Source organism: Paludibacterium yongneupense DSM 18731, from assembly GCF_000422925.1.
Classification (GTDB): Bacteria; Pseudomonadota; Gammaproteobacteria; order Burkholderiales; family Chromobacteriaceae; genus Paludibacterium; species Paludibacterium yongneupense.
This window is the reverse complement of sequence record NZ_KE383962.1, coordinates 27430-46700: the sequence shown is the minus strand read 5'-3', so window position 1 is coordinate 46700 and position 19271 is coordinate 27430. Positions and strand designations below refer to the sequence as shown.

The window sequence follows — 19271 nt, the reverse complement described above, 5'->3', positions numbered from 1 at the left end:
GGAACTCACCCCGCGGGCTAAACAGGCGGGGGAAGATGAAATGAGCAACGATCTCGAAATCCTTGAAGAAGAGGAAGTCGCTGAAGAAGAGGCTGTCGAAGAAGCCCACAGCGAGAGCGAAAGCGAAGAAAGCACCGAGACTTTCGCGCAGCACGACGAGGTAGCCGATGTCACCCAGATTTACCTCAACGACATCGGCAGCAATGCGCTTTTGACGCCGCCGGAAGAACTGGCGTTGGCGAGGCGCGTGGTCGCCGGGGAATTCGCCGCCCGGCAAAAAATGATCGAGCACAATCTGCGACTGGTGGTGAATATCGCCAAGCATTACATCAATCGCGGCCTGGCCCTGCTCGATCTGATCGAAGAAGGCAACATCGGCCTGATGCACGCGCTGGAGAAGTTCGATCCGGAACGCGGATTCCGTTTTTCCACCTATGCAACCTGGTGGATACGGCAAAGCATCGAACGCGCCATCATGAACCAGTCGCGTACCATACGGCTGCCGGTTCACGTCATCAAGGAACTGAACGTATACCTGCGCGCATCGCGCCATCTCGAGAGCCAGATGGGCCGCGAGCCGACGCTCGATGAAATCGCCCACCAGGTCGGAAGGCCGGTCGAGGACGTGCGCAGGGTCATGAACCTCAACGAACGCATGGCTTCGCTGGATGCCCCCCTCGATATCGACCCGATGCTGTCGATCGGCGAATCGATTCCGGACGATCAGCACGACGAACCGGAAATCCAGCTCCACAACAATCAGCTTGAGCACTTTGTCCAGGAATGGATGGGGCAGCTCAACGAGAAACAACGCCTGGTCATCGAACGGCGCTACGGCCTCAACGGGCATGAAATCAGCACCCTCGAAGAACTGGCTTCGGCCCTGAACCTGACGCGCGAACGCGTGCGGCAGATTCAGATAGAAGGCCTCGAACAACTGCGCCGGATCCTGCGGCGCAAGGGCATCTCCAAGGACTTTCTGTTGTAGTTCGCAGCACACGCGGGGGGCTCAGGCCCTCCGCCCCATCACTCCCTGGCGAGCGCCTGCACCGGGTCCATCCGTGCCGCCTTGCGCGCGGGCAGATAACCGAAGCCAAGCCCGATCAGGCTCGCGCAGACGAAAGCAAGCGCCACGACCTGCCAGTTGTAGATCATTCGCCATTTACTGACGAAGAGCGAAAATGCCTGGCCGGCCGCAAAGGCCAGAGCGATCCCGATCACGCCGCCGATCAGGCAGACCAGCACCGCTTCGATCAAGAACTGTCTGCGCACATCGCTTTGGCGCGCGCCAACGGCCATGCGGATGCCGATCTCATGTGTCCGTTCGCTGACAGACACCAGCATGATGTTCATTACGCCGATGCCGCCAACGACCAAGGCGATCAGCGCAAGCAGCGACAGCAGCAAGGTCAGCGTGCGCGTGGTGTTTTCCATCTGCTTCACGACACGGTCCATATTGAAGATGAAGAAGTCCTTGCGTCCGTGCAGGCGGGTCAGCAGCTGCTCCAGCCTGCGCTCGGCCAGAGCGGCAGGAACATCCGCCGCGACGCGTACAGTCAAGCTGTCGAAGAAGTCCTGCCCGAACAGACGCGCAGCCGCCGTAGTATACGGCAGCCAGACCTGAAGCTCGGGACGGTACTCGTCGCGCGTGCGCACAACCCCCACGACCGTGGCCGGCATGCCGCCGACCATCACGGCTTGCCCCAGCACCGCCCTGCCCTCGCCAAACACGCGGCGGCGCGTGTTGTCGTCGATGACGGCAACCTGTGCCAGGCGGGAAACATCCTCATGGACAAGCCCCCTCCCGGCAACGAGCGCCATTCCGGACGAGAGAAAGCCGTCGGCCGCAACGGCGTAGACCTGCCCATTGAAATCCCGCTCGCGATAGCGCAGACGCAGTGTCCGCATCGTCACGGGCGTCGCACTGGCAGCCCAGGGCTCACCCGCCAGCGCCTTGAGGTCGCCGGGAAGAAAGGTGCGCACGCCAGCGGCCCTGTCATCGCCGAAATCCCCTCCCCGGTTGACGTACAGGGTATTGCTGCCTATCGAACGGATATCGTCGAGCACGTATTTGCGTGCTCCAGCGCCCAGCGCCACGATGGCGACGACCGCGGCAATGCCGATGCTGATGCCCAGCGTCGCCAGCGCGGAGCGCAGGCGATGGGCAGCCAGCGCGGCGACGGCCCCGCGCACGGCCTCTCCCCAGTACCCGCGGTCGGCCTCCGGCGGCACGTCCGCGCAGGCCGACCGCGCGGGCGACACCCGCGTGCCGCTGTCGGATACGATGCGCCCGTCGCGCATCTCGATCACGCGCTGAGCCTGTGCCGCCAGACCTGGATCATGCGTGACCAGAATAACGGTATGCCCGGCGCCGTGCAGTTCATGCAATATCGCCATCACCTGCCGCCCGCTGCGACTGTCCAGTGCGCCGGTCGGCTCATCGGCCAGAATCACCCGGCCGCCGTTCATCAGCGCGCGCGCGATGCTGACGCGCTGCTGCTGTCCCCCCGACAACTCGCTCGGCCGTCTGTTGCCGAGGCCGCCCAGCCCAAAGCGCTGGAGCAGCCCGTGCGCGCGCTCCTGCCGCAGCCGCCGCGCCCCGCCCGCATAGCTCGCCGGCAACGCGATATTCTCGAGAGCGGAGAGCCGTGTCAGAAGGTGATAGCGCTGAAAGACAAACCCGAAATGCTCGCGGCGCAGACGCGCGAGCCCGTCCGCATCGAGGGCTCCGACATCGCAGCCATCGACGAGATAGCGGCCGCGGCTCGGGCGATCAAGGCAGCCGAGAATATTCATCAAGGTCGACTTGCCGGAGCCGGAAGCGCCGACGATGGCCACCATCTCGCCACGGGCTATCGCGAGATCGATTCCGGCAAGCGCATCCGGGCCGGCCTCGTCGTAACGGCGGCCGACCGCCTGCAGCTGCATCAGCGGCACCGTCATGCGCCCGCCCCCATGCTTACGCTGATGCCAACCCCCTGTTCAGCAGGCTCGGGCACGACCACATGCTCGCCTTCAGCCACGCCGGCGAGGATCTGGGTCCGCATCGGCGCCCGGATGCCGGGCTTGACCTTGCGACTTTCTATCCGCCCGTCTGCCCCCTTCACCCTGACCCGGTAATCGCCCGCCCCTCCCTCCAGCGCCGAAGTCGGGACGAGCAATGCTCCGGCAGCTTCGGCCAGAACGATGCCGACCTGTACCGACATCTCGCTGCGAAAACGGCCGTCCGGATTGGCGACATGGAACACGGCGTGGTAGAACATCGCGTTATTGATCTTCTCCGGAGCCGGCAGGATCTGCTGCAGGACCGCGTACTGCCGCTGCTCAGGCGTCCCGAGCATACTGAAATACACTTTGAGGCCGGGACGGATGCGCATGATATCGGCCTCCGAGACCAGTGCCCGCACCTTCATCCGGCTGAGGTCGGCCAGGCGCAGGATGGTAGGCGCCTGCTGCGCGGCGATCACGGTCTGCCCTTGCTGGGTCGAAACGGTGAGCACTTCGCCGTCGATTGGCGCCACAATCCGGGTATAGGCCAGCGAGGTGCGATTCGAATCGATACGGACCCGGGTCTGCGCGATGGCGGCATCGAGTGCCGCGATCTCGGCATGCAGCGCAGCCGCAGCCGCCTGCGCGCTTTCAGCTTCGCGATGTGAAGTATGGTCCCCGGCCAGCAGGCGGCTCTGCCGCGCAGCCTCGGCCGCCGCCTGCTGCCACTGGGCCAGTTTGCCTGCGCGCTGCGCCCGCTGCCCGGTCAGCACGCTGGCCGACACTTTTAGTTCGTTGGCCGCCAGCACGGGATCGATCTCGGCCAGCAGTTCTCCACGCCGCACCTTCTGCCCGGGTTCGACATTGAGCCTCCTGAGCTGGCCACTGACCTGGGCGCCGACATCGAGCTGGCTCCATGGCCACATGACGGCGCTGGCAAGCACGACGTCCTCGATGTGGCCGCGCCCGACAACTTCCGTTCTGACAACGGCAGGCGGCGTTTGCGCCAGGCGCCATCCGGCAAGCGCAACGGCCGCCAGAACCGGAATGAGGACCGGAACGAGGATTTTCGGCCGCCCCCACCCCCGATAAAGCACACGCATCGTTCGGACTCTCCCTGCACAGCCTTCCCGCCGGTTGAGCGGGCTGTCACTGCACTCACCTATGACTTTGCAAAATTTATTTCGTTCTCCCTTATTAATTATATTTAATACAAATGGCATATAATTGGAACATGCTTGCAAGCCCTATATTTATTGCAGTGCAGCATCGAAATACCCATGCTTGGACAGGGCGGCAGTTGGAATTTATGCCTGGATCGGCTACTGTTTATTAAAAGGTCATAAATTTCGCTCGTACTAAGGAAGCGCACGTGTTCACCTGGCTGAAAACCCGCTGGCATCGCACCGGCCTGACCGCCTACATTAGCCACCCCGACTGCTTGCAACACAATATGGGCACCGGCCACCCCGAGTGCCCGGAGCGCTTGACCGCCATTCGCGACCAGTTGATGGCATCCCAGATTTTCGACGGACTCCAGGAAATCGAAGCGCCGGAAGTCACCGATCAACAGTTGGCGCGCGTTCATCCGCCTAGCTATGTCGAGTATCTGGAAGCCTGTGCGCCGCATGTAGGCACCTACCGTATCGACCCCGATACCGCCATGTCGCCCGGCACGCTGAAGGCGGCACGCCGGGCAGCAGGCGCCGTGGTCCATGGAGTCGATCTCGTATGCGAGGGCAAGGTACCCAATGCCTTCTGCGCAATCCGCCCGCCCGGACATCACGCGGAAAGCGGCAAGGCCATGGGCTTCTGCTTCTACAACAATCTGGCGATCGGTGTTGCACACGCCCTGACCGAGCACAAACTGGAACGGGTCGCGATCGTCGACTTCGACGTGCATCACGGCAACGGCACCGAGGAGATTTTTCACGACGATCCGCGCGTGATGATGGTTTCGATTTTCCAGCACCCGTTCTACCCCTACTGTGGCGACAAGCCCCTGGGGACGAATATGCGCAACGTGCCGCTACGCGCGGGCAGCGGCGGACGAGAAGTGCGGGAAGTGGTGGAAAACGTCTGGCTGCCTGCTCTGCACGAATTTCAGCCGCAGATGCTGTTCGTGTCGGCCGGTTTCGATGGACATCGCGAAGACGATATGGGGTCTATGGGACTGGTGGAAGCGGATTACGAGTGGATAACCCGCCACCTGCTCCAGATAGCGGATCTGTACTGCCACGGGCGCCTGCTATCGGTACTCGAAGGCGGATACGAGCTGTCGTCGCTGGGACGCAGCGTGACAGCCCATATCCGGGTACTGTCCGACGGGTGACCGTCCTGTCAGGGACGATCGGCCTTTTCGCCGATGCGCCCTTCCTGGCCGCTGAGCAGTTTCACCAGATTGGACTTGTGCCGCTGCAGAACCAGCAATGCGATGACCAGGCAGGCGCCGAAACGCGGATCGTGCGGCCCGACGATGAAATAGGCGTACACCGGAACCAGCACCGCCGCGGTCAGGGCTGACAGCGAAGAGATCCTCACCACCACGGCCATGAACAGCCAGGTGCCGGCCGCGGCAAGCGCCAGCAAAAGATTGAAACCGAACAGCACCCCCACCGCGGTGGCGACCCCCTTGCCCCCCTTGAAGCCGAAGAAAACCGGCCACATATGGCCGATCAGAACGGCCAGCGCCACCAGCGCCACCGTCTGGGCGCCGAGACCGTACCGCGGCCCGAGCCAGCCGGCAACCGCCACGGCCAGCCAGCCCTTGACCCCGTCGCCGAGCAAGGTCAGCACCGCCGCGAGTTTGCGCCCGCTGCGCAGAACATTGGTCGCGCCGGGATTTCCCGAGCCGTAGCTGCGTGGATCGGCCATGCCCATCGCCTTGCTGACGATCACGGCAAAAGACAGCGAGCCGATCAGATACGCGGCAAGGATGAACGCAAATGCTGTCGTGGTCATGCTATATCCACTAGAATGGGTAACTTCTGATTTTACGATATCGGGCGGCAAACCCCAACTGCCGCAGACGGATGGACATTATTTTCTTGCGCGAGATGCGCGCCGAAACCATTATCGGCGTGTACGAATGGGAGCGGATCAACCCGCAGACCATAGAACTGGACCTCGACATCGGGATTCCCAGCGAAACCGCCTGCCACAGCGACAATATCGGCGACACCATCCACTACGCCCAGGTTGCCGAATGCGTGCGCACCGCGCTGGCGGAGCAGCACTTCCTGCTGATCGAGGCGCTGGCCGAATTCATCGCCCAGTTGATCCGCGACACCTTCGGCGCACCCTGGGTGCGCGTTTCCGTCAGCAAGCCCGGCATACTGCCGGGCGTCAGACAGGTCGGCGTCCTGATCGAACGCGGCCACCGACCCAAGTGAGCCTCACGAGGACGCGTCGCCCGCCACCGGCTTGACGCAAGCCGCCGCCTCTCTCGCACGCGAACGCGCTTCCTCGACCGAGTCGCCGCTCGCTACGGCAACCCCCATGCGGCGGCGAACATAGCTTTCCGGTTTGCCGAACAGGCGCAGGTCCGATTGCGGCACCGCCAGCGCCTCGGCCACGCCATCGTAAGCGATGCCTTTTGCATCCAGGCCGCCATAGATCACGGCAGAGGCACCGCATTCGCGCAGCCGGGTATCGACAGGCAGGCCGAGAATCGCGCGGGCGTGCAATTCGAACTCGGACAATCGCTGCGTCGCCAAAGTCACGAGTCCGGTATCATGCGGGCGCGGACTGACTTCAGAGAACCAGACCTGATCCCCCTTGACGAACAGTTCGACCCCGAACAGGCCCAAACCGCCCAAGGCGCCCGTCACTGCCGCTGCGACGGCCTGGGCGCGCTCCAGGGCGATCGCGCTCATGGGCTGGGGCTGCCAGCTCTCGACATAGTCGCCATGCCGCTGCAGGTGCCCTACCGGCTCGCAGAAGTGGGTTGCCACGCTGCCATCCGCCGCCCGGGCGCGCACCGTCAGCAAGGTGATCTCGTAATCGAAGTCGACAAAGCCTTCGACAATGACACGCCCCTTGGCCACGCGCCCCCCGCTGGCCGCGTAATCCCAGGCCGCATCCAGATCGGCGGCGCCTTTCAAGACCGACTGCCCCTTGCCGCTGGAGGACATGACCGGCTTGATCAGACAGGGGTAGCCGATACCGGCGTCGATAGCCGCCGCAACCTCATCGCGGCTGCCGGCGAATGCGTAAGGTGAAGTCGGCAGCGCCAACTCCTCGGCCGCCAGGCGGCGTATCCCCTCGCGGTTCATGGTCAGGCTGGTCGCGCGCGCGGTGGGAATCACTTGCGCAAGCCCTTCGCCTTCGATTGCCAGCAACATATCGGTGGCAATGGCTTCGATTTCGGGAACAATCAGATGGGGGCGCCATTCGACGACCAGCGCGCGCAGGGCCTCGCCATCCGTCATATCGATCACACGCGCATGATGCGCTACCTGCATGGCAGGTGCATCGGCATAGCGATCGACAGCGATGACTTCGACGCCGAGTCGCTGCAAGGCGATAGCGACTTCCTTGCCCAGCTCGCCGCTGCCGAGCAGCATGACGCGAACGGCATGGGGGGATAGCGGTGTTGCGAGACGCATGAAACTCTCCTGAGGATCGGTGGCAGGCATCTTACCATTGACGGCGCCCGCCCCGCATCCCGCCCCTGCCCGCCTCAGGGGCGCGTCGCCCGCTCGTAGACGGTCTTGCCGCGCAGGCGGAAATACTCGGCCGCAAAATAGAAATTCTCGGAGTGGCCGACAAACAACAGCCCGTCCGGCTTCAGCAAGGGCGAGAATTTCTTCAAAACGGCGAACTGGGTGTCCCGGTCGAAGTAGATCATCACGTTACGGCAGAAAATGGCGTCGAAGGTCTTGCGTACCGCCCAGTTGCCATCGATCAGGTTCAGCCGTGAAAACGTGATCATATCGCGCAATACGGCGCGCGCCTGAAAATCGCCGTCAGGCAGTTTGTCGAAGTACTTTGCAGCCAGGGCAGGCGGCAGCCGCGCGACCTTCTCGGCCGAATAGATCCCTTTGCGCCCGGTTTCCAGCACCATGGTATCAAGATCGGTTGCCAGGATGGAGATGCGCGGGCGGTTACCGTTCGGGAACGACTCCAGTGCCGTCATCGCCAGCGAATACGGTTCTTCGCCGGTCGAGGCCGCGGCGCACCAGATGTTCAACTCGCCGCTGGCCTGCGCCTTCTGTTTCAGGTGCTCGGCCAGGATGGGAAAGTGGTGCTCTTCGCGGAAAAAAAACGTCAGATTGGTCGTCAGTGCATTGACGAACACTTCGAACTCGCGCTGACCCGAGCTTCTCTCCAGCAAGTCGACGTAAGCGCCGAAATTCGCCAGCTTGAGATCGCGGATCCGGCGCACCAGGCGTCCGTAGACCATGTCCTTCTTGGAAGGATTGAGCGAGATCCCGGCTTCTTTATGGATGAGCTTGCGGATACGATCGAAGTCGGCGTCGCTGAACGGAAATTCGCGCGTGTACTCGATCTTGGGCAGCACAACCGGTGGCGGCTTATTCATAGGGCTCCATAAAAAAGCCTGGAACGCGGGCTCCAGGCTTCATGCCATTGCCGAAACGCTTACACCGAGAACGACGAGCCGCAGCCGCAGGTCGTGGTGGCGTTCGGATTGCGGATCACGAACTGCGACCCTTCCAGGCTTTCCTGATAATCGATCTCGGCGCCGACCAGATACTGGTAGCTCATCGGATCGACCAGGAAGGTGACGCCCTCGCGATCGATCGCGGTATCGTCTTCGTTGGCTATTTCATCGAAGGTGAAACCGTACTGGAAGCCGGAGCAGCCGCCGCCGGTGACGAAGACACGCAGTTTCAACTCGGGGTTGCCTTCTTCGGCGATCAGATCGCGTACCTTGTCGCAAGCGCTATCGGTAAATTTGATCGGGGACGGCATTTCAGTAGTGACAGTCATGGTTAACCTCGTAAACGCTAGGGACTGAAGCGGCATTCATCGTACTATTTTAGTCGTAGTTCGGGGCCGCTGGCGAATTTTCAAGTCATGGCAGCAAAGGCACGACCTCGAGCCCCGCCCCTTCGGCCAGCCCGAACATCAGGTTCATGTTCTGCACCGCCTGCCCTGCCGCGCCCTTGACCAGATTATCGATGACGGACAGAACCACGACCGTGTCGCCTCCCTGCGGCCGGTGCACCGCAATGCGGCACGTATTGGCGCCGCGCACCGAGCGCGTCTCCGGATGGCTGCCGGCCGGCATCACGTCGACGAAGGCCTCATCGGCATACCGCTGCTCGTACAGCGCCTGCAGATCGGCCTCGTCCTTGAGGCGCGCATACAGTGTCGCATGAATGCCGCGTATCATCGGCGTCAAATGCGGAACGAACGTCAAACCGCACTCGCCGCCGGCAAAGCGGGACAGCCCCTGGCGGATTTCCGGCAAGTGGCGATGACCGCCGACGCCGTAAGCCTTGAATGAATCGCCGGCCTCAGCCATGAGCGCTCCGATTTCAGCCTTGCGCCCCGCACCTGACACCCCCGACTTGCAGTCGGCGATCAGGGCAGAGTCATCGACGAGGCCGTTTTCGATCAGAGGCAGGAAGCCGAGCTGCACCGCCGTCGGATAGCACCCCGGATTGGCCACGAGCCGCGCCCCGGCAATTGCCGCACGATTGACTTCCGGCAAGCCGTACACCGCCTCGGCAATCAAGTCCGGGGCGGCATGTTTCATGCCGTACCACTTTTCCCATTCGGCAACGTCCTTGATGCGGAAGTCGGCCGCCAGGTCGATGACGCGCACGCCGGCGGCCAGCAGCTCCCCGGCCTCCTGCATCGCAATACCGTTGGGCGTGGCAAAAAAGACCAGATCGCAGGAGGCGAGTCGCGCCGCTTCCGGCGTGGAAAACTCGATATCCACCCGGCCACGCAGACTCTGGAACATGTCGGACACCTTGCTGCCGGCATCCTTGCGCGAGGTGACGCTGGTCACGCGCGCCTCAGGATGGCGCGCCAGCAGACGCAGCAGTTCCACGCCGGTATAACCGGTCCCCCCCACAATCCCGACCTTGATCATTCCGCTTCCTTCTGTAAGCTGATGTCGCAAAAATGACAGTCTACCGTGTTGCCATCGCTATCGCCAAGGCGAAATGCCGTGCCGCTCGGCGGGAAAGCCCACCCCCGCACCGGGTACGGGCGAGCGGGCGCATAAAAACAAAAAGCCGCCCGAAGGCGGCCTTTCGACAATGCAGGGCGACAAGCGGATTAGCGCTTGGAGAACTGCTTGGCGCGGCGAGCTTTACGCAGGCCGACTTTCTTACGTTCAACTTCACGAGCATCGCGAGTCACATAACCGGCGGTAGACAGAGCCGGTTTCAGTTCGGCGCTGAAGTCGATCAGGGCACGGGTGATGCCATGACGAATCGCACCCGCCTGGCCGGTTTCACCGCCACCAACAACATTCACGTTGATGTCGAAGGACTCGAGGTGTTCGGTCAGAGCCAGAGGCTGACGAATGACCATGCGACCGGTTTCGCGTGCAAAGTATTCATCAACCGGCTTGCCGTTGACGATGATCTGGCCGCTGCCCTTTTGCATGAATACACGTGCCACGGAGCTCTTGCGACGGCCGGTACCGTAGTAATATTTACCGTTCATCTATATGCCTCGAATCAGATTTCCAGCACAGAAGGCTGTTGGGCTGTGTGCGGATGCTCGCCACCAGCGTACACCTTGAGCTTTTTGATCATGGCGTAGCCCAGCGGGCCTTTCGGCAGCATACCCTTGACGGCTTTTTCCAGAACGCGCTCAGGGAACTGTTGTTGCAGTTCGGTGAAGTTGCGTTCCTTGATTCCGCCCGGATAGCCGGTGTGGCGATAGTACTTCTTGTCTTGTGCCTTGGCACCGGTAACGCGCAACTTCTCGGCGTTGACAACGACGATGTAATCGCCGGTATCAACGTGCGGGGTGTATTCCGGCTTGTGCTTACCGCGCAGATGATGCGCGATAGTTGCAGCCAGGCGACCCAGCACCTTGTCGGAGGCGTCGACCACATACCACTCGCGCTTTACTTCATGCGGCTTGGCAGAAAAGGTCTTCATGGAACTCTTCCATCGTAATTCTTGAAAGTTACGGATTCTATTACAACGGGGTTAAGGCTGTCAAACCCTTGTGCAATAAAAGAAAATAGCGCGGCACGGCCGGGGGGATAAACGCCACACCGACCGTAAAAAAAATGCGCAGCCAGCTTCGGTTGCGCCAAGTTCCACCTTGATTTAAGGAGGATGGAGGAGACAACACCAGAGCGCGGCAAATACAATGCAACGCCCTGATGCAGCTACGATTATCCGCAGCCCCCTCCGCTTTGGCAAGATTTATTGTGCACTGCACTATAAAATTTGTAGTTCAGGCACAACACCAAAAAAACACGGCTAGAATCAACGGCTTGTAAAAAAGCAAAACCCGACGCTACAGCTTGTGCGCGGTTTCCAGCGCAATTTGCATCATATCGTGGAAGGTTGTCTGCCTTTCCTCCGCGCTGGCCGCCTCGCCGGTCGGGATCACATCGGAAACGGTCAGAATCCCCATCGCGCGCGCGCCGTATTCGGCGGCCACCCCGTAAATCCCGGCCAGTTCCATCTCGATGGCCAGCACTTTCATGCGTGCGAGAACATCCAGCATCTGCGGCTGCGGCGAATAAAACAGATCGGCTGAGAACACATTCCCGACCACGACCTTCTTGCCCAGCTCGGCCGCCGTATCGACCGTGGTGCGCAGCAGGTCGTAATCCGCGATCGCGGCATAGTCGTGATCGAGAAAACGCATGCGATTGACCTTGCTGTCGGTCGACGCGCCCATGGCGATCAGGACATCGCCCAGCTTGAGCCGGGCGGTGACCGCGCCGCAGGAACCGATGCGGATGACGTTCTTGACGCCGTAGTCCTTGATCAACTCGGTCGCATAGATGCTGCACGAAGGAATGCCCATCCCGTGCGCCATGATGGAGACCGGGCGGCCCTTGTACAAGCCGGTATAGCCGTACATATTGCGCACGGCCGTCACGCGCTGCGCATCCTGCAAATAGGTTTCTGCAATGACTTGCGCACGCAGCGGATCGCCGGGCATCAATACGGTTTCGGCAAAATCGCCGAATTCGGCGCTGATATGTGGAGTCGACATACACAAATTCCTAGAAAGTCGTCACGCAAGAAAAGAAGTGCCGTAGTCCATCGGCGCCAGATCCAGATAGCTCGCGACAGTCTGCCCTATATCGGCGAATGTGACGCGCTCGCCTATCGGCCCCGCCTTGACCCCATGCCCGTAGCACAGGACAGGGATGTGTTCGCGTGTGTGGTCCGAACCCGGCCAGGTCGGATCGCAGCCGTGGTCGGCCGACAGCAGCAGGATATCGCCCTCGCGCAGGATGGCCAGCAGCTCGGGCAAGCGTTTGTCGAAGGCTTCCAGTGCAGCGGCGTAACCAGCCACATCACGGCGATGACCGTAGCTTGAATCGAAATCGACGAAGTTTGTCATGACGATGCTGCGATCGGCGGCCGCGTCGACTTCAGCCAGCGTCGCATCCCATAGCTCGTCCAATCCGGTCGCCTTGACCTTGCGGGTGATACCGACATGGGCGTAGATATCCGCGATCTTGCCGACAGAAACCACCTGCCCCCCTGCGTCTGCCAACTTTTTCAAGACCGTCGGCGCCGGCGGTTCCAGCGCCAGATCCTTGCGATTGCCGGTGCGGCGAAAATCGCCGCGGCCGCTGCCGACAAAGGGACGGGCAATGACACGCCCGATATTGTAGGGTTCCAGCAGCTCGCGCACGGCATGCGACAGCTGATACAGCCGTTCCAGCCCGAAGCTCTCTTCATGGCAGGCGATCTGGAACACCGAATCGGCCGAGGTATAGAAAATCGGCTTGCCGCTGCGCATATGTTCTTCGCCCAGGCTCTCGATGATATCGGTGCCCGAGGCGTGGCAGTTGCCGAGATAACCCGGCAGTCCGCAGCGCGCGACGATGGCGTCGAGCAATTCGGCTGGGAAACAATGGTCATGCGAAGGGAAATAGCCCCACTCGAACAGCACCGGCACACCGGCGATTTCCCAATGCCCGGACGGCGTGTCCTTGCCGGAGGAGAGCTCGCGCGCATAGCCGTAGGCGGCAACCGGTTCGATGCGCGCCATGCCGTCGGGAAAAGCGCCGCACGACAGCTCGCAGGCGTGGGCAAGCCCCATCCGCGTCAGATTGGGCAGCTGCAAGGGGCCGTGCCGCCCGCGCTCGGCGCGGCCCGCTGCCGCCTCTTGCGCGATATGGCCGAAGGTATTGCTGCCGACATCGCCAAAAACGGCAGCATCGGCGCTGGCTCCGATACCGAGCGAATCCAGTATCAGGATGATGACCCTTTTCATGATGCCTCCAGGATATCGTCGCGGCGCAGGGTACGGCACACCAGCGGCAAAACCTCCGGCGCGGCATCGGCCACGACGATGGCCTGCCGCACGCGCCGCGCCGCGTCCTGCCACGACGCCTCGTCGGCGGCATGGATCACGGCCAGGGGCGTTGCGGCGTCGACCGGCTGCCCCCGTTCGACCAGATCGGTCAGCCCGACCCTGAAATCGAGTACATCACTCGCCAGGCGACGCCCCCCGCCTAGCGCGCAAACCGCCATGCCCATACCGCGGCAATCCATCTCGCCGACGATGCCCGCACGCTCGGCCAGCACCGGGCGCACCAGTGGCGCAGCCTCGAAATGACGTGCGTAGTTTTCGACGAAGTCGACCGGCCCGCCCATCGCGGCGACCATACGGCCAAAGATCTCGGCCGCGCGGCCGCTGTCGAGCGCCGCCTGCAGGCGGGTGCGCGCATCGGTTTCGTCTGGGCTCAGGCCGCCGGCGATCAGCATCTCGGCACAGAGCGCCATCGTGATTTCATGCAAGCGGGGCGTACGCGCCGCGCCGGTCAGGTAGCGCACGGCTTCAGCCGTCTCGATCGCGTTGCCGGCGCAGCATGCGAGTGGCTGGCTCATATCGGTGATCAACGCACTGGTCGCCATGCCGGCGCCATTTCCGACTTCGACGATACGCTGCGCGAGGGCCAGCGATTTTTCGTAGCTGGGCATAAAAGCGCCGCTGCCAGTCTTCACATCCATGACCAGCGAATCGAGTCCTGCCGCAAGTTTCTTGGACAAAATCGAAGCGGTAATCAGCGGAATGGATTCTACCGTAGCGGTGATATCGCGCGTGGCGTAAAAACGCCGGTCGGCCGGAGCCAGGTCGTTGGTCTGACCGATGATGGCCACGCCAATTGTCCGAACCAGTTCGCGAAACCTGGCGGCGTCGGGGAACGGATCGTAACCGGGAATGGCCGACAACTTATCGAGCGTCCCGCCGGTGTGCCCGAGGCCGCGGCCGGATATCATCGGCACGAAGCCGCCGCAAGCGGCGATCATCGGGCCTAGCATCAAGGATACGACATCGCCGACACCGCCGGTCGAATGCTTGTCGACCACAGGGCCGGGCAGATCCAGATCGCGCCACTCCATACGCCGGCCGGAGTCGCGCATGGCCAGCGTCAGATTGACGTTTTCTTCCATACTCAGGCCGTTGAAGAACACCGCCATGCCGAATGCGGCGATCTGGCTGTCGGCGACACTGGAGTCGGTGATACCGGCGACGAAGCGTTCGATATCGGCACGTTCCAGAGGCAGGCCATCCCGCTTTCTGGCAATGAATTCCTGGGGCAAAAACATGTTACGCATCCTCTCTCGGGCGGGCGGCGTGCAGCCTGTCCCCACCGCGCGCTATTTCAGTAACTTCCGCTGGCGCTTTCGCCATGAGCGAAACCCAGGCTCGCCTCAAGGCTGTTCAGCAGACTGGAAGCGCCGAACCGAAAGTGCTCTGCCGTTGCCCAGTCGGCCCCCATGATGCGATCGGCCAGTTCCAGATAGGGCACGGCCTCTTGCGCGCTACGCACGCCGCCAGCCGCCTTGAAACCGCATGCCTGACCGCTGTCGGCAATGGCCTGCAGCATGATGGCGGCCGCTTCCGGCGTGGCATTGACCTCGACCTTGCCGGTCGAGGTTTTGATGAAATCGGCGCCTGCGGCGATCGCAATCGCGCTGGCCCGGCGAATCAGCTCCGGTTCACGCAGCACGCCGCTCTCGATGATCACCTTGAGCAGAACCGGACCGCAGGCCTCCTTGCAGGCACGTACCAGCCGTTCGCCCGTGGCGGCATCCCCTTTCATCAGTGCCCGGAACGGAAAGACCACATCCACTTCGTCGGCGCCATAGGCCACGGCGGCCCTTGTCTCTGCGACGGCGATATCCACATCGTCGTTGCCATGAGGAAAATTGGTCACGGTCGCGACGCGGATCTCGCCTGCGCCTAGCTCGCGCAGCGTCTTTTTTGCGATAGGGACGAAGCGCGGAAATACGCATACCGCAGCAACGCGCCCGGCAGGGCCGACGGCGCGCCGGCACAGTTCCGCGACGCGCTCGTCGCTGTCATCGTCGTTCAAAGTGGTGAGATCCATCAAAGCGAGGGCGCGCCGGGCGGCGCTGATCAGGTCGGACATGACAATGTACTCTCTAAGGAGCTTGCACGAAGGGCAAGAAAGTAAGGAATTATGATCATTATCTTCACGTGAAAGCAACTATGTTTCACGCCGCCCTCCGCGCCGGGAGGGCGGTGTTGCACGCATGGCGCAGAAGACATCAGATGCGGCGCACTTCCTGCACGGCTGCCAGGTCCAGTACATGAGAGAGCACACGACTGATGTCGTTCACCTGCCGGACTTCCACGGTAAATCGCATCCGGGCGCGGTGGTCGCGCGACTGGGTATTGACCCCGATGACATTGAGCTTCTCGCGCGTCAGGACATCGGAGATGTCGCGCAACAAGCCCGGGCGATCCTGGGCGATGACCTCGATATCGATGGGGAACACGCTGTTTTTCTGCTCCCCCCAATCTGCGGCAATCAGCCGTTCCGGCACATCCGCCGACAGGCGTTTGAGCGTCACGCAATTGCTGCGGTGAATCGAAATGCCGCGGCCCTTGGTGACGAAACCGACCACGCTATCCGGGGGCGCCGGCTTGCAGCAGCGAGCGAGCACCGTCATCAGATTGTCCACACCCTCGATCAGAATCCCGCGCGAATCGTGTCCGCCGCGGCTGGCCTTGACCACATCCTCAGGTGCGACATCCTTGGCCGGGGCTGGCGGCGCAAAGCTTTCCAGCCCCTGCGCCACGCTGCGCAGGCTCAGTTCGCCATGTCCGAGCGCCGCGTACAGCTCGTCCATCCGGTTGTAGCCGAGCTTCTCCGCCAGCGCCCCCAGATTGGGATGCGCGTGCGAATGGCGGGTCAACTCGCGCTCGAACAGCTGCCGTCCGGTCTCGCGCACAGAATCGGCGTTCTGCATGCGGATATACTGGCGAATCTTGGAAATGGCCCGATGGCTCTTGACCCATCCCTCATGCAGCCAGTTGACGCTGGGACCGCCCTCCTTGGCCGCCAGTATCTCGATACGCTGCCCGTTTCCAAGCGGGGTCGACAGCGGCACGATCTGTCCATCGACCTTGGCGCCACGGCAGCGATTACCGAGATCGGTGTGCACGGCATAGGCAAAATCGATCGCTGTCGCGCCTTGCGGCAAAGCCAGTACCCGACCGGCCGGCGTCAGCACATAGATGGTATCGGCAAACAGCTCGGTCTTGAACGCTTCGGCCAGGCCCGAGCGATCGGACACTTCCTCGCGCCAATCCAGCAACTGGCGCAACCACGAGATTTTTTCTTCGTATTGCGCATCGCCCTTGCCGCCTTCTTTGTAACGCCAGTGAGCAGCGACACCGAATTCGGCATGCTCGTGCATTTCGAAGGTTCGAATCTGAACCTCGATGCCACGATCCTCAGGCCCGATGACCGCCGTATGCAGGCTGCGATAGTCATTGGCTTTAGGGTTGGAAATATAGTCGTCGAACTCGCCGGGAATCGGCTGCCACATGCTATGGATCAGACCAAGTACGGTATAGCAGTCCGACAGTTTCTCCACCAGGATGCGCACCGCGCGAATGTCGTACAACTCGGCGAAATCGAGGTTCTTTTTGCGCATCTTGCGCCAGATGCTGTAGATATGCTTCGGTCGCCCGGCGACCTCGCCCTTGATTCCAGCCTTTTTCAGCTCGTCGCGCAGTTGCCCCAGCACGCGCTCGATATAGTCGATGCGTTCCAGTCGCCGCTCGTCCAGCAGCTTGGCAATTTTCTTGTAATCGTCGGGTTCCATATGGCGGAAACCGAGATCCTCCAACTCCCACTTGATCTGCCAGACCCCGAGGCGGTTGGCCAGCGGTGCGAACACGTCCATCGTTTCCTGTGCGATGGAGCGCCGGATACCTTCGTCGCAGTGCGGCAGATAGTGCATGGTCTGAGTACGCCAGGCCAGCTTGATCAACACCACCCGGATATCGGCGACCATGGCCAACAGCATCTTGCGCATCGTCTCGGCCTGACGCGCGCGCTCTTCCGGCGTATCGAGCTGATCGATGCGCGCGAGTTCGGTCAGGCGCCGCACCCGGTTGACCCCGTCGACCAGCACCGCCACCGTGCGGTTGAAGGACGCGGTCAGCCATTCTTGCCAGTCGGGGCGAAAATCCGGCGTCGAAAACAGCAGCGTCGCCACGATGGCGTCCGGCAGAAGGTTCAGATCGGCCACGATGGCGGCGGAAGACACGGCGTGACTGAACAGGTTTTCCCCTGTGAGCGACAGAGTCTTGCCCTGATACATCTCATGCGCAGCGGAAAAGGCCCGCGACAACATCTCGCGATCGCCTTCGGAAAGCGAAGCGGAAAGCTGGGCCAGCCAACGATTGGGGTCGGCGGCATCAGCCAGCGTATCGGCAACGGAACGTACGACGGAGACCATATGCAATCACTACGAAACAGTTAATTTTCCGGGCCCGCTCCTGCGGAACGAGCCAGCTTGAGCAACAATTTTCGCACCGGAGCCGGTACGCCGGCATCGGGTGCAACATCCAACGCGACCCATTCGCCCGTCTCCTCGCGCACGGCATCGGCAAACAAGCTGTCCAGCCGCACCGGCAACGGGGTGATGATCAAGCGGTAGTGCGAAAACACATGCTCGAATTCAGCCCAGGCAGGGAGAACATCGCCCTTGCCCTGCCGCGCCAGCCAGTCGCCGACGGCAAACGAATCGGCGAATTCCGGCAGCGACAGCAATCCGCCCCATATTCCACTTGGCGGACGGCGCTCCAACCAGACAGATCGCCCCGATTGGGCCAGCAGCATGACGGTATGACGCGTCGGAATACTCTTGCGCGGACGCGGCGTCGGCAATTCGCCGACGCGCCCCTCGCGGGACGCAACGCAGTCCGCCTGCAAAGGACAGTGTTCGCAGGTCGGTCGGCCACGCGTGCAAATCGTTGCACCAAGATCCATCAGCCCTTGCGTATAGGCGACGATCCCCTCGTCCGGCAGCAGGCTTTCCGCGAGCAACCATAGTCGCTGTTCGACTTTCTTCTCGCCAGGGAAACCTTCGATACCGAAGCAGCGCGTCAGTACACGCTTCACATTGCCGTCAAGTATCGCCTCGCGGCGGCCAAATGCAAAGGCGGCAATCGCCGCCGCCGTCGAACGTCCGACCCCGGGCAGCGCCTCGATATCCTGCCGCTGGTCGGGAAAGGCACCGCCACACTCTTCCATCACCCACTGCGCTGCTTTGTGCAAATTGCGTGCCCGGCTGTAATAGCCAAGACCGCTCCAACAGGCGAGCACCGCCGACTGGGGCGCAGCGGCCAGGTCGGCCAGAGTCGGAAATGACTCCAGAAAGCGCCGATAATAATCCAGCACCGTTGCCACTTGAGTCTGCTGCAGCATGATTTCCGACAGCCAGACCCGGTACGGGTCCGAGACCTGCCAGGGCAGATCGTTGCGGCCATGGCATTTTTGCCAGGCCACCAGATGGGAGGCAAACGGTTTTTCGGCCATAGGCTGAACTCGGATCAATTCGAAAAGAGCAACAGGATATGTTACCGAATTGCCGGAAAGGCGGGAAGCCGGGAAAGAAATCCGCTAAAATGCCAGATTAGATCTGCGAAAGAAAAAAAATGGCCACCTTCCGTTCCCGCCAGCGTGCGACCTTGCGCCGCGACCCGAACAGCCCGTCAGCAAGAGTGGCCAATAAACCGCCGCTGGAAACCCCGGCCGATGGCCGCCCCCGCAAAGACGAATCCGCTCCGAAAAAGCCGTTCGCCCGCCGCGACGACAGCAAGGC

Annotated in this window: 18 protein-coding genes; 3 read left to right on the top strand and 15 right to left on the bottom strand. The window is 61.9% G+C overall.

Annotation, left to right across the window (positions count from 1 at the left end; all coding sequences use genetic code 11):
- The first annotated feature begins 40 nt into the window (after window positions 1-40).
- Window positions 41-988, top strand: coding sequence for an RNA polymerase sigma factor RpoS (gene rpoS / locus G520_RS0120185; RefSeq protein ID WP_028537237.1), 948 nt, complete (start codon window positions 41-43; stop codon window positions 986-988).
- 38 nt (window positions 989-1026) lie between these two features.
- On the opposite strand, the gene G520_RS0120180 is transcribed toward rpoS, so the two are convergent.
- Together G520_RS0120180 and G520_RS23630 are read right to left on the bottom strand one after the other, a co-directional pair.
- Window positions 1027-2943 (bottom strand): MacB family efflux pump subunit, encoded by a 1917-nt coding sequence (locus G520_RS0120180; RefSeq protein ID WP_028537236.1) that lies wholly within the window; start codon window positions 2941-2943, stop codon window positions 1027-1029.
- Window positions 2940-4091, bottom strand: a complete 1152-nt coding sequence (locus G520_RS23630) for an efflux RND transporter periplasmic adaptor subunit (protein ID WP_051229553.1) — start codon at window positions 4089-4091, stop codon at window positions 2940-2942. Before G520_RS23630 ends, G520_RS0120180 begins: the two co-directional genes overlap by 4 nt.
- A 269-nt stretch (window positions 4092-4360) precedes the next feature.
- Between G520_RS23630 and G520_RS0120170 the strand changes: the two genes are divergently transcribed.
- Window positions 4361-5320: a histone deacetylase family protein gene (locus tag G520_RS0120170; RefSeq protein ID WP_084637729.1), complete on the top strand. Its 960-nt coding sequence runs from the start codon at window positions 4361-4363 to the stop codon at window positions 5318-5320.
- A gap of 8 nt (window positions 5321-5328) precedes the next feature.
- Here G520_RS0120170 and plsY read toward each other — a convergent pair whose 3' ends face one another.
- Complete coding sequence (gene plsY, locus G520_RS0120165) at window positions 5329-5949, bottom strand: glycerol-3-phosphate 1-O-acyltransferase PlsY (RefSeq protein WP_028537234.1); 621 nt, start codon at window positions 5947-5949, stop codon at window positions 5329-5331.
- Between the two features lie 71 nt (window positions 5950-6020).
- Here plsY and folB point away from each other — a divergent pair, with 71 nt between their 5' ends.
- Window positions 6021-6380 carry a dihydroneopterin aldolase gene (folB, locus tag G520_RS0120160; RefSeq protein WP_028537233.1) on the top strand — a complete coding sequence of 120 codons (360 nt, stop codon included), beginning with the start codon at window positions 6021-6023 and terminating at the stop codon, window positions 6378-6380.
- Window positions 6381-6383: 3 nt separating this feature from the next.
- Here the strand turns inward: folB and purT are convergent, their stop codons facing one another.
- The 12 genes from purT to mutY all read right to left on the bottom strand — a co-directional run bounded on the left by purT (window position 6384) and on the right by mutY (window position 18985).
- On the bottom strand, window positions 6384-7595 hold the full coding sequence (purT, locus tag G520_RS0120155; RefSeq protein WP_028537232.1) for a formate-dependent phosphoribosylglycinamide formyltransferase: 1212 nt from the start codon (window positions 7593-7595) through the stop codon (window positions 6384-6386).
- Window positions 7596-7669: 74 nt separating this feature from the next.
- Entirely contained in the window at window positions 7670-8530 is an 861-nt protein-coding gene (locus G520_RS0120150) for a CheR family methyltransferase (protein WP_028537231.1), read from the bottom strand.
- Between the two features lie 59 nt (window positions 8531-8589).
- On the bottom strand, window positions 8590-8940 hold the full coding sequence (gene erpA, locus G520_RS0120145; protein ID WP_028537230.1) for an iron-sulfur cluster insertion protein ErpA: 351 nt from the start codon (window positions 8938-8940) through the stop codon (window positions 8590-8592).
- Window positions 8941-9025: 85 nt separating this feature from the next.
- Complete coding sequence (argC, locus tag G520_RS0120140) at window positions 9026-10054, bottom strand: N-acetyl-gamma-glutamyl-phosphate reductase (protein ID WP_028537229.1); 1029 nt, start codon at window positions 10052-10054, stop codon at window positions 9026-9028.
- 188 nt (window positions 10055-10242) lie between these two features.
- Window positions 10243-10635: a 30S ribosomal protein S9 gene (rpsI, locus tag G520_RS0120135; protein ID WP_028537228.1), complete on the bottom strand. Its 393-nt coding sequence runs from the start codon at window positions 10633-10635 to the stop codon at window positions 10243-10245.
- 14 nt (window positions 10636-10649) lie between these two features.
- The gene (gene rplM / locus G520_RS0120130) at window positions 10650-11078 is read right to left on the bottom strand and encodes a 50S ribosomal protein L13 (RefSeq protein ID WP_028537227.1); all 429 of its coding nucleotides are present in this window, start codon (window positions 11076-11078) and stop codon (window positions 10650-10652) included.
- Between the two features lie 367 nt (window positions 11079-11445).
- Window positions 11446-12156 (bottom strand): purine-nucleoside phosphorylase, encoded by a 711-nt coding sequence (gene deoD, locus G520_RS0120125; protein ID WP_028537226.1) that lies wholly within the window; start codon window positions 12154-12156, stop codon window positions 11446-11448.
- A 21-nt stretch (window positions 12157-12177) separates the two neighbouring features.
- Window positions 12178-13392 carry a phosphopentomutase gene (locus tag G520_RS0120120; RefSeq protein ID WP_028537225.1) on the bottom strand — a complete coding sequence of 405 codons (1215 nt, stop codon included), beginning with the start codon at window positions 13390-13392 and terminating at the stop codon, window positions 12178-12180.
- The gene (gene deoA / locus G520_RS0120115) at window positions 13389-14732 is read right to left on the bottom strand and encodes a thymidine phosphorylase (protein ID WP_028537224.1); all 1344 of its coding nucleotides are present in this window, start codon (window positions 14730-14732) and stop codon (window positions 13389-13391) included. Before deoA ends, G520_RS0120120 begins: the two co-directional genes overlap by 4 nt.
- Before the next feature lie 56 nt (window positions 14733-14788).
- Entirely contained in the window at window positions 14789-15559 is a 771-nt protein-coding gene (gene deoC, locus G520_RS0120110) for a deoxyribose-phosphate aldolase (RefSeq protein ID WP_028537223.1), read from the bottom strand.
- Between the two features lie 139 nt (window positions 15560-15698).
- The gene (locus tag G520_RS0120105; RefSeq protein WP_028537222.1) at window positions 15699-17903 is read right to left on the bottom strand and encodes a RelA/SpoT family protein; all 2205 of its coding nucleotides are present in this window, start codon (window positions 17901-17903) and stop codon (window positions 15699-15701) included.
- Window positions 17904-17923: 20 nt separating this feature from the next.
- The gene (gene mutY, locus G520_RS0120100; RefSeq protein WP_036666673.1) at window positions 17924-18985 is read right to left on the bottom strand and encodes an A/G-specific adenine glycosylase; all 1062 of its coding nucleotides are present in this window, start codon (window positions 18983-18985) and stop codon (window positions 17924-17926) included.
- Window positions 18986-19271 lie beyond the last annotated feature (286 nt).

What these genes read in the sequence shown, in the direction of transcription:
- rpoS (WP_028537237.1), top strand. Translation starts at nt 41, where the DNA reads ATGAGCAACGATCTCGAAATCCTTGAAGAAGAGGAAGTCGCTGAAGAA.
- G520_RS0120180 (WP_028537236.1), bottom strand. Translation starts at nt 2,943, where the DNA reads ATGACGGTGCCGCTGATGCAGCTGCAGGCGGTCGGCCGCCGTTACGAC.
- G520_RS23630 (WP_051229553.1), bottom strand. Translation starts at nt 4,091, where the DNA reads ATGCGTGTGCTTTATCGGGGGTGGGGGCGGCCGAAAATCCTCGTTCCG.
- plsY (WP_028537234.1), bottom strand. Translation starts at nt 5,949, where the DNA reads ATGACCACGACAGCATTTGCGTTCATCCTTGCCGCGTATCTGATCGGC.
- folB (WP_028537233.1), top strand. Translation starts at nt 6,021, where the DNA reads ATGGACATTATTTTCTTGCGCGAGATGCGCGCCGAAACCATTATCGGC.
- purT (WP_028537232.1), bottom strand. Translation starts at nt 7,595, where the DNA reads ATGCGTCTCGCAACACCGCTATCCCCCCATGCCGTTCGCGTCATGCTG.
- G520_RS0120150 (WP_028537231.1), bottom strand. Translation starts at nt 8,530, where the DNA reads ATGAATAAGCCGCCACCGGTTGTGCTGCCCAAGATCGAGTACACGCGC.
- erpA (WP_028537230.1), bottom strand. Translation starts at nt 8,940, where the DNA reads ATGACTGTCACTACTGAAATGCCGTCCCCGATCAAATTTACCGATAGC.
- argC (WP_028537229.1), bottom strand. Translation starts at nt 10,054, where the DNA reads ATGATCAAGGTCGGGATTGTGGGGGGGACCGGTTATACCGGCGTGGAA.
- rpsI (WP_028537228.1), bottom strand. Translation starts at nt 10,635, where the DNA reads ATGAACGGTAAATATTACTACGGTACCGGCCGTCGCAAGAGCTCCGTG.
- rplM (WP_028537227.1), bottom strand. Translation starts at nt 11,078, where the DNA reads ATGAAGACCTTTTCTGCCAAGCCGCATGAAGTAAAGCGCGAGTGGTAT.
- deoD (WP_028537226.1), bottom strand. Translation starts at nt 12,156, where the DNA reads ATGTCGACTCCACATATCAGCGCCGAATTCGGCGATTTTGCCGAAACC.
- G520_RS0120120 (WP_028537225.1), bottom strand. Translation starts at nt 13,392, where the DNA reads ATGAAAAGGGTCATCATCCTGATACTGGATTCGCTCGGTATCGGAGCC.
- deoA (WP_028537224.1), bottom strand. Translation starts at nt 14,732, where the DNA reads ATGTTTTTGCCCCAGGAATTCATTGCCAGAAAGCGGGATGGCCTGCCT.
- deoC (WP_028537223.1), bottom strand. Translation starts at nt 15,559, where the DNA reads ATGTCCGACCTGATCAGCGCCGCCCGGCGCGCCCTCGCTTTGATGGAT.
- G520_RS0120105 (WP_028537222.1), bottom strand. Translation starts at nt 17,903, where the DNA reads ATGGTCTCCGTCGTACGTTCCGTTGCCGATACGCTGGCTGATGCCGCC.
- mutY (WP_036666673.1), bottom strand. Translation starts at nt 18,985, where the DNA reads ATGGCCGAAAAACCGTTTGCCTCCCATCTGGTGGCCTGGCAAAAATGC.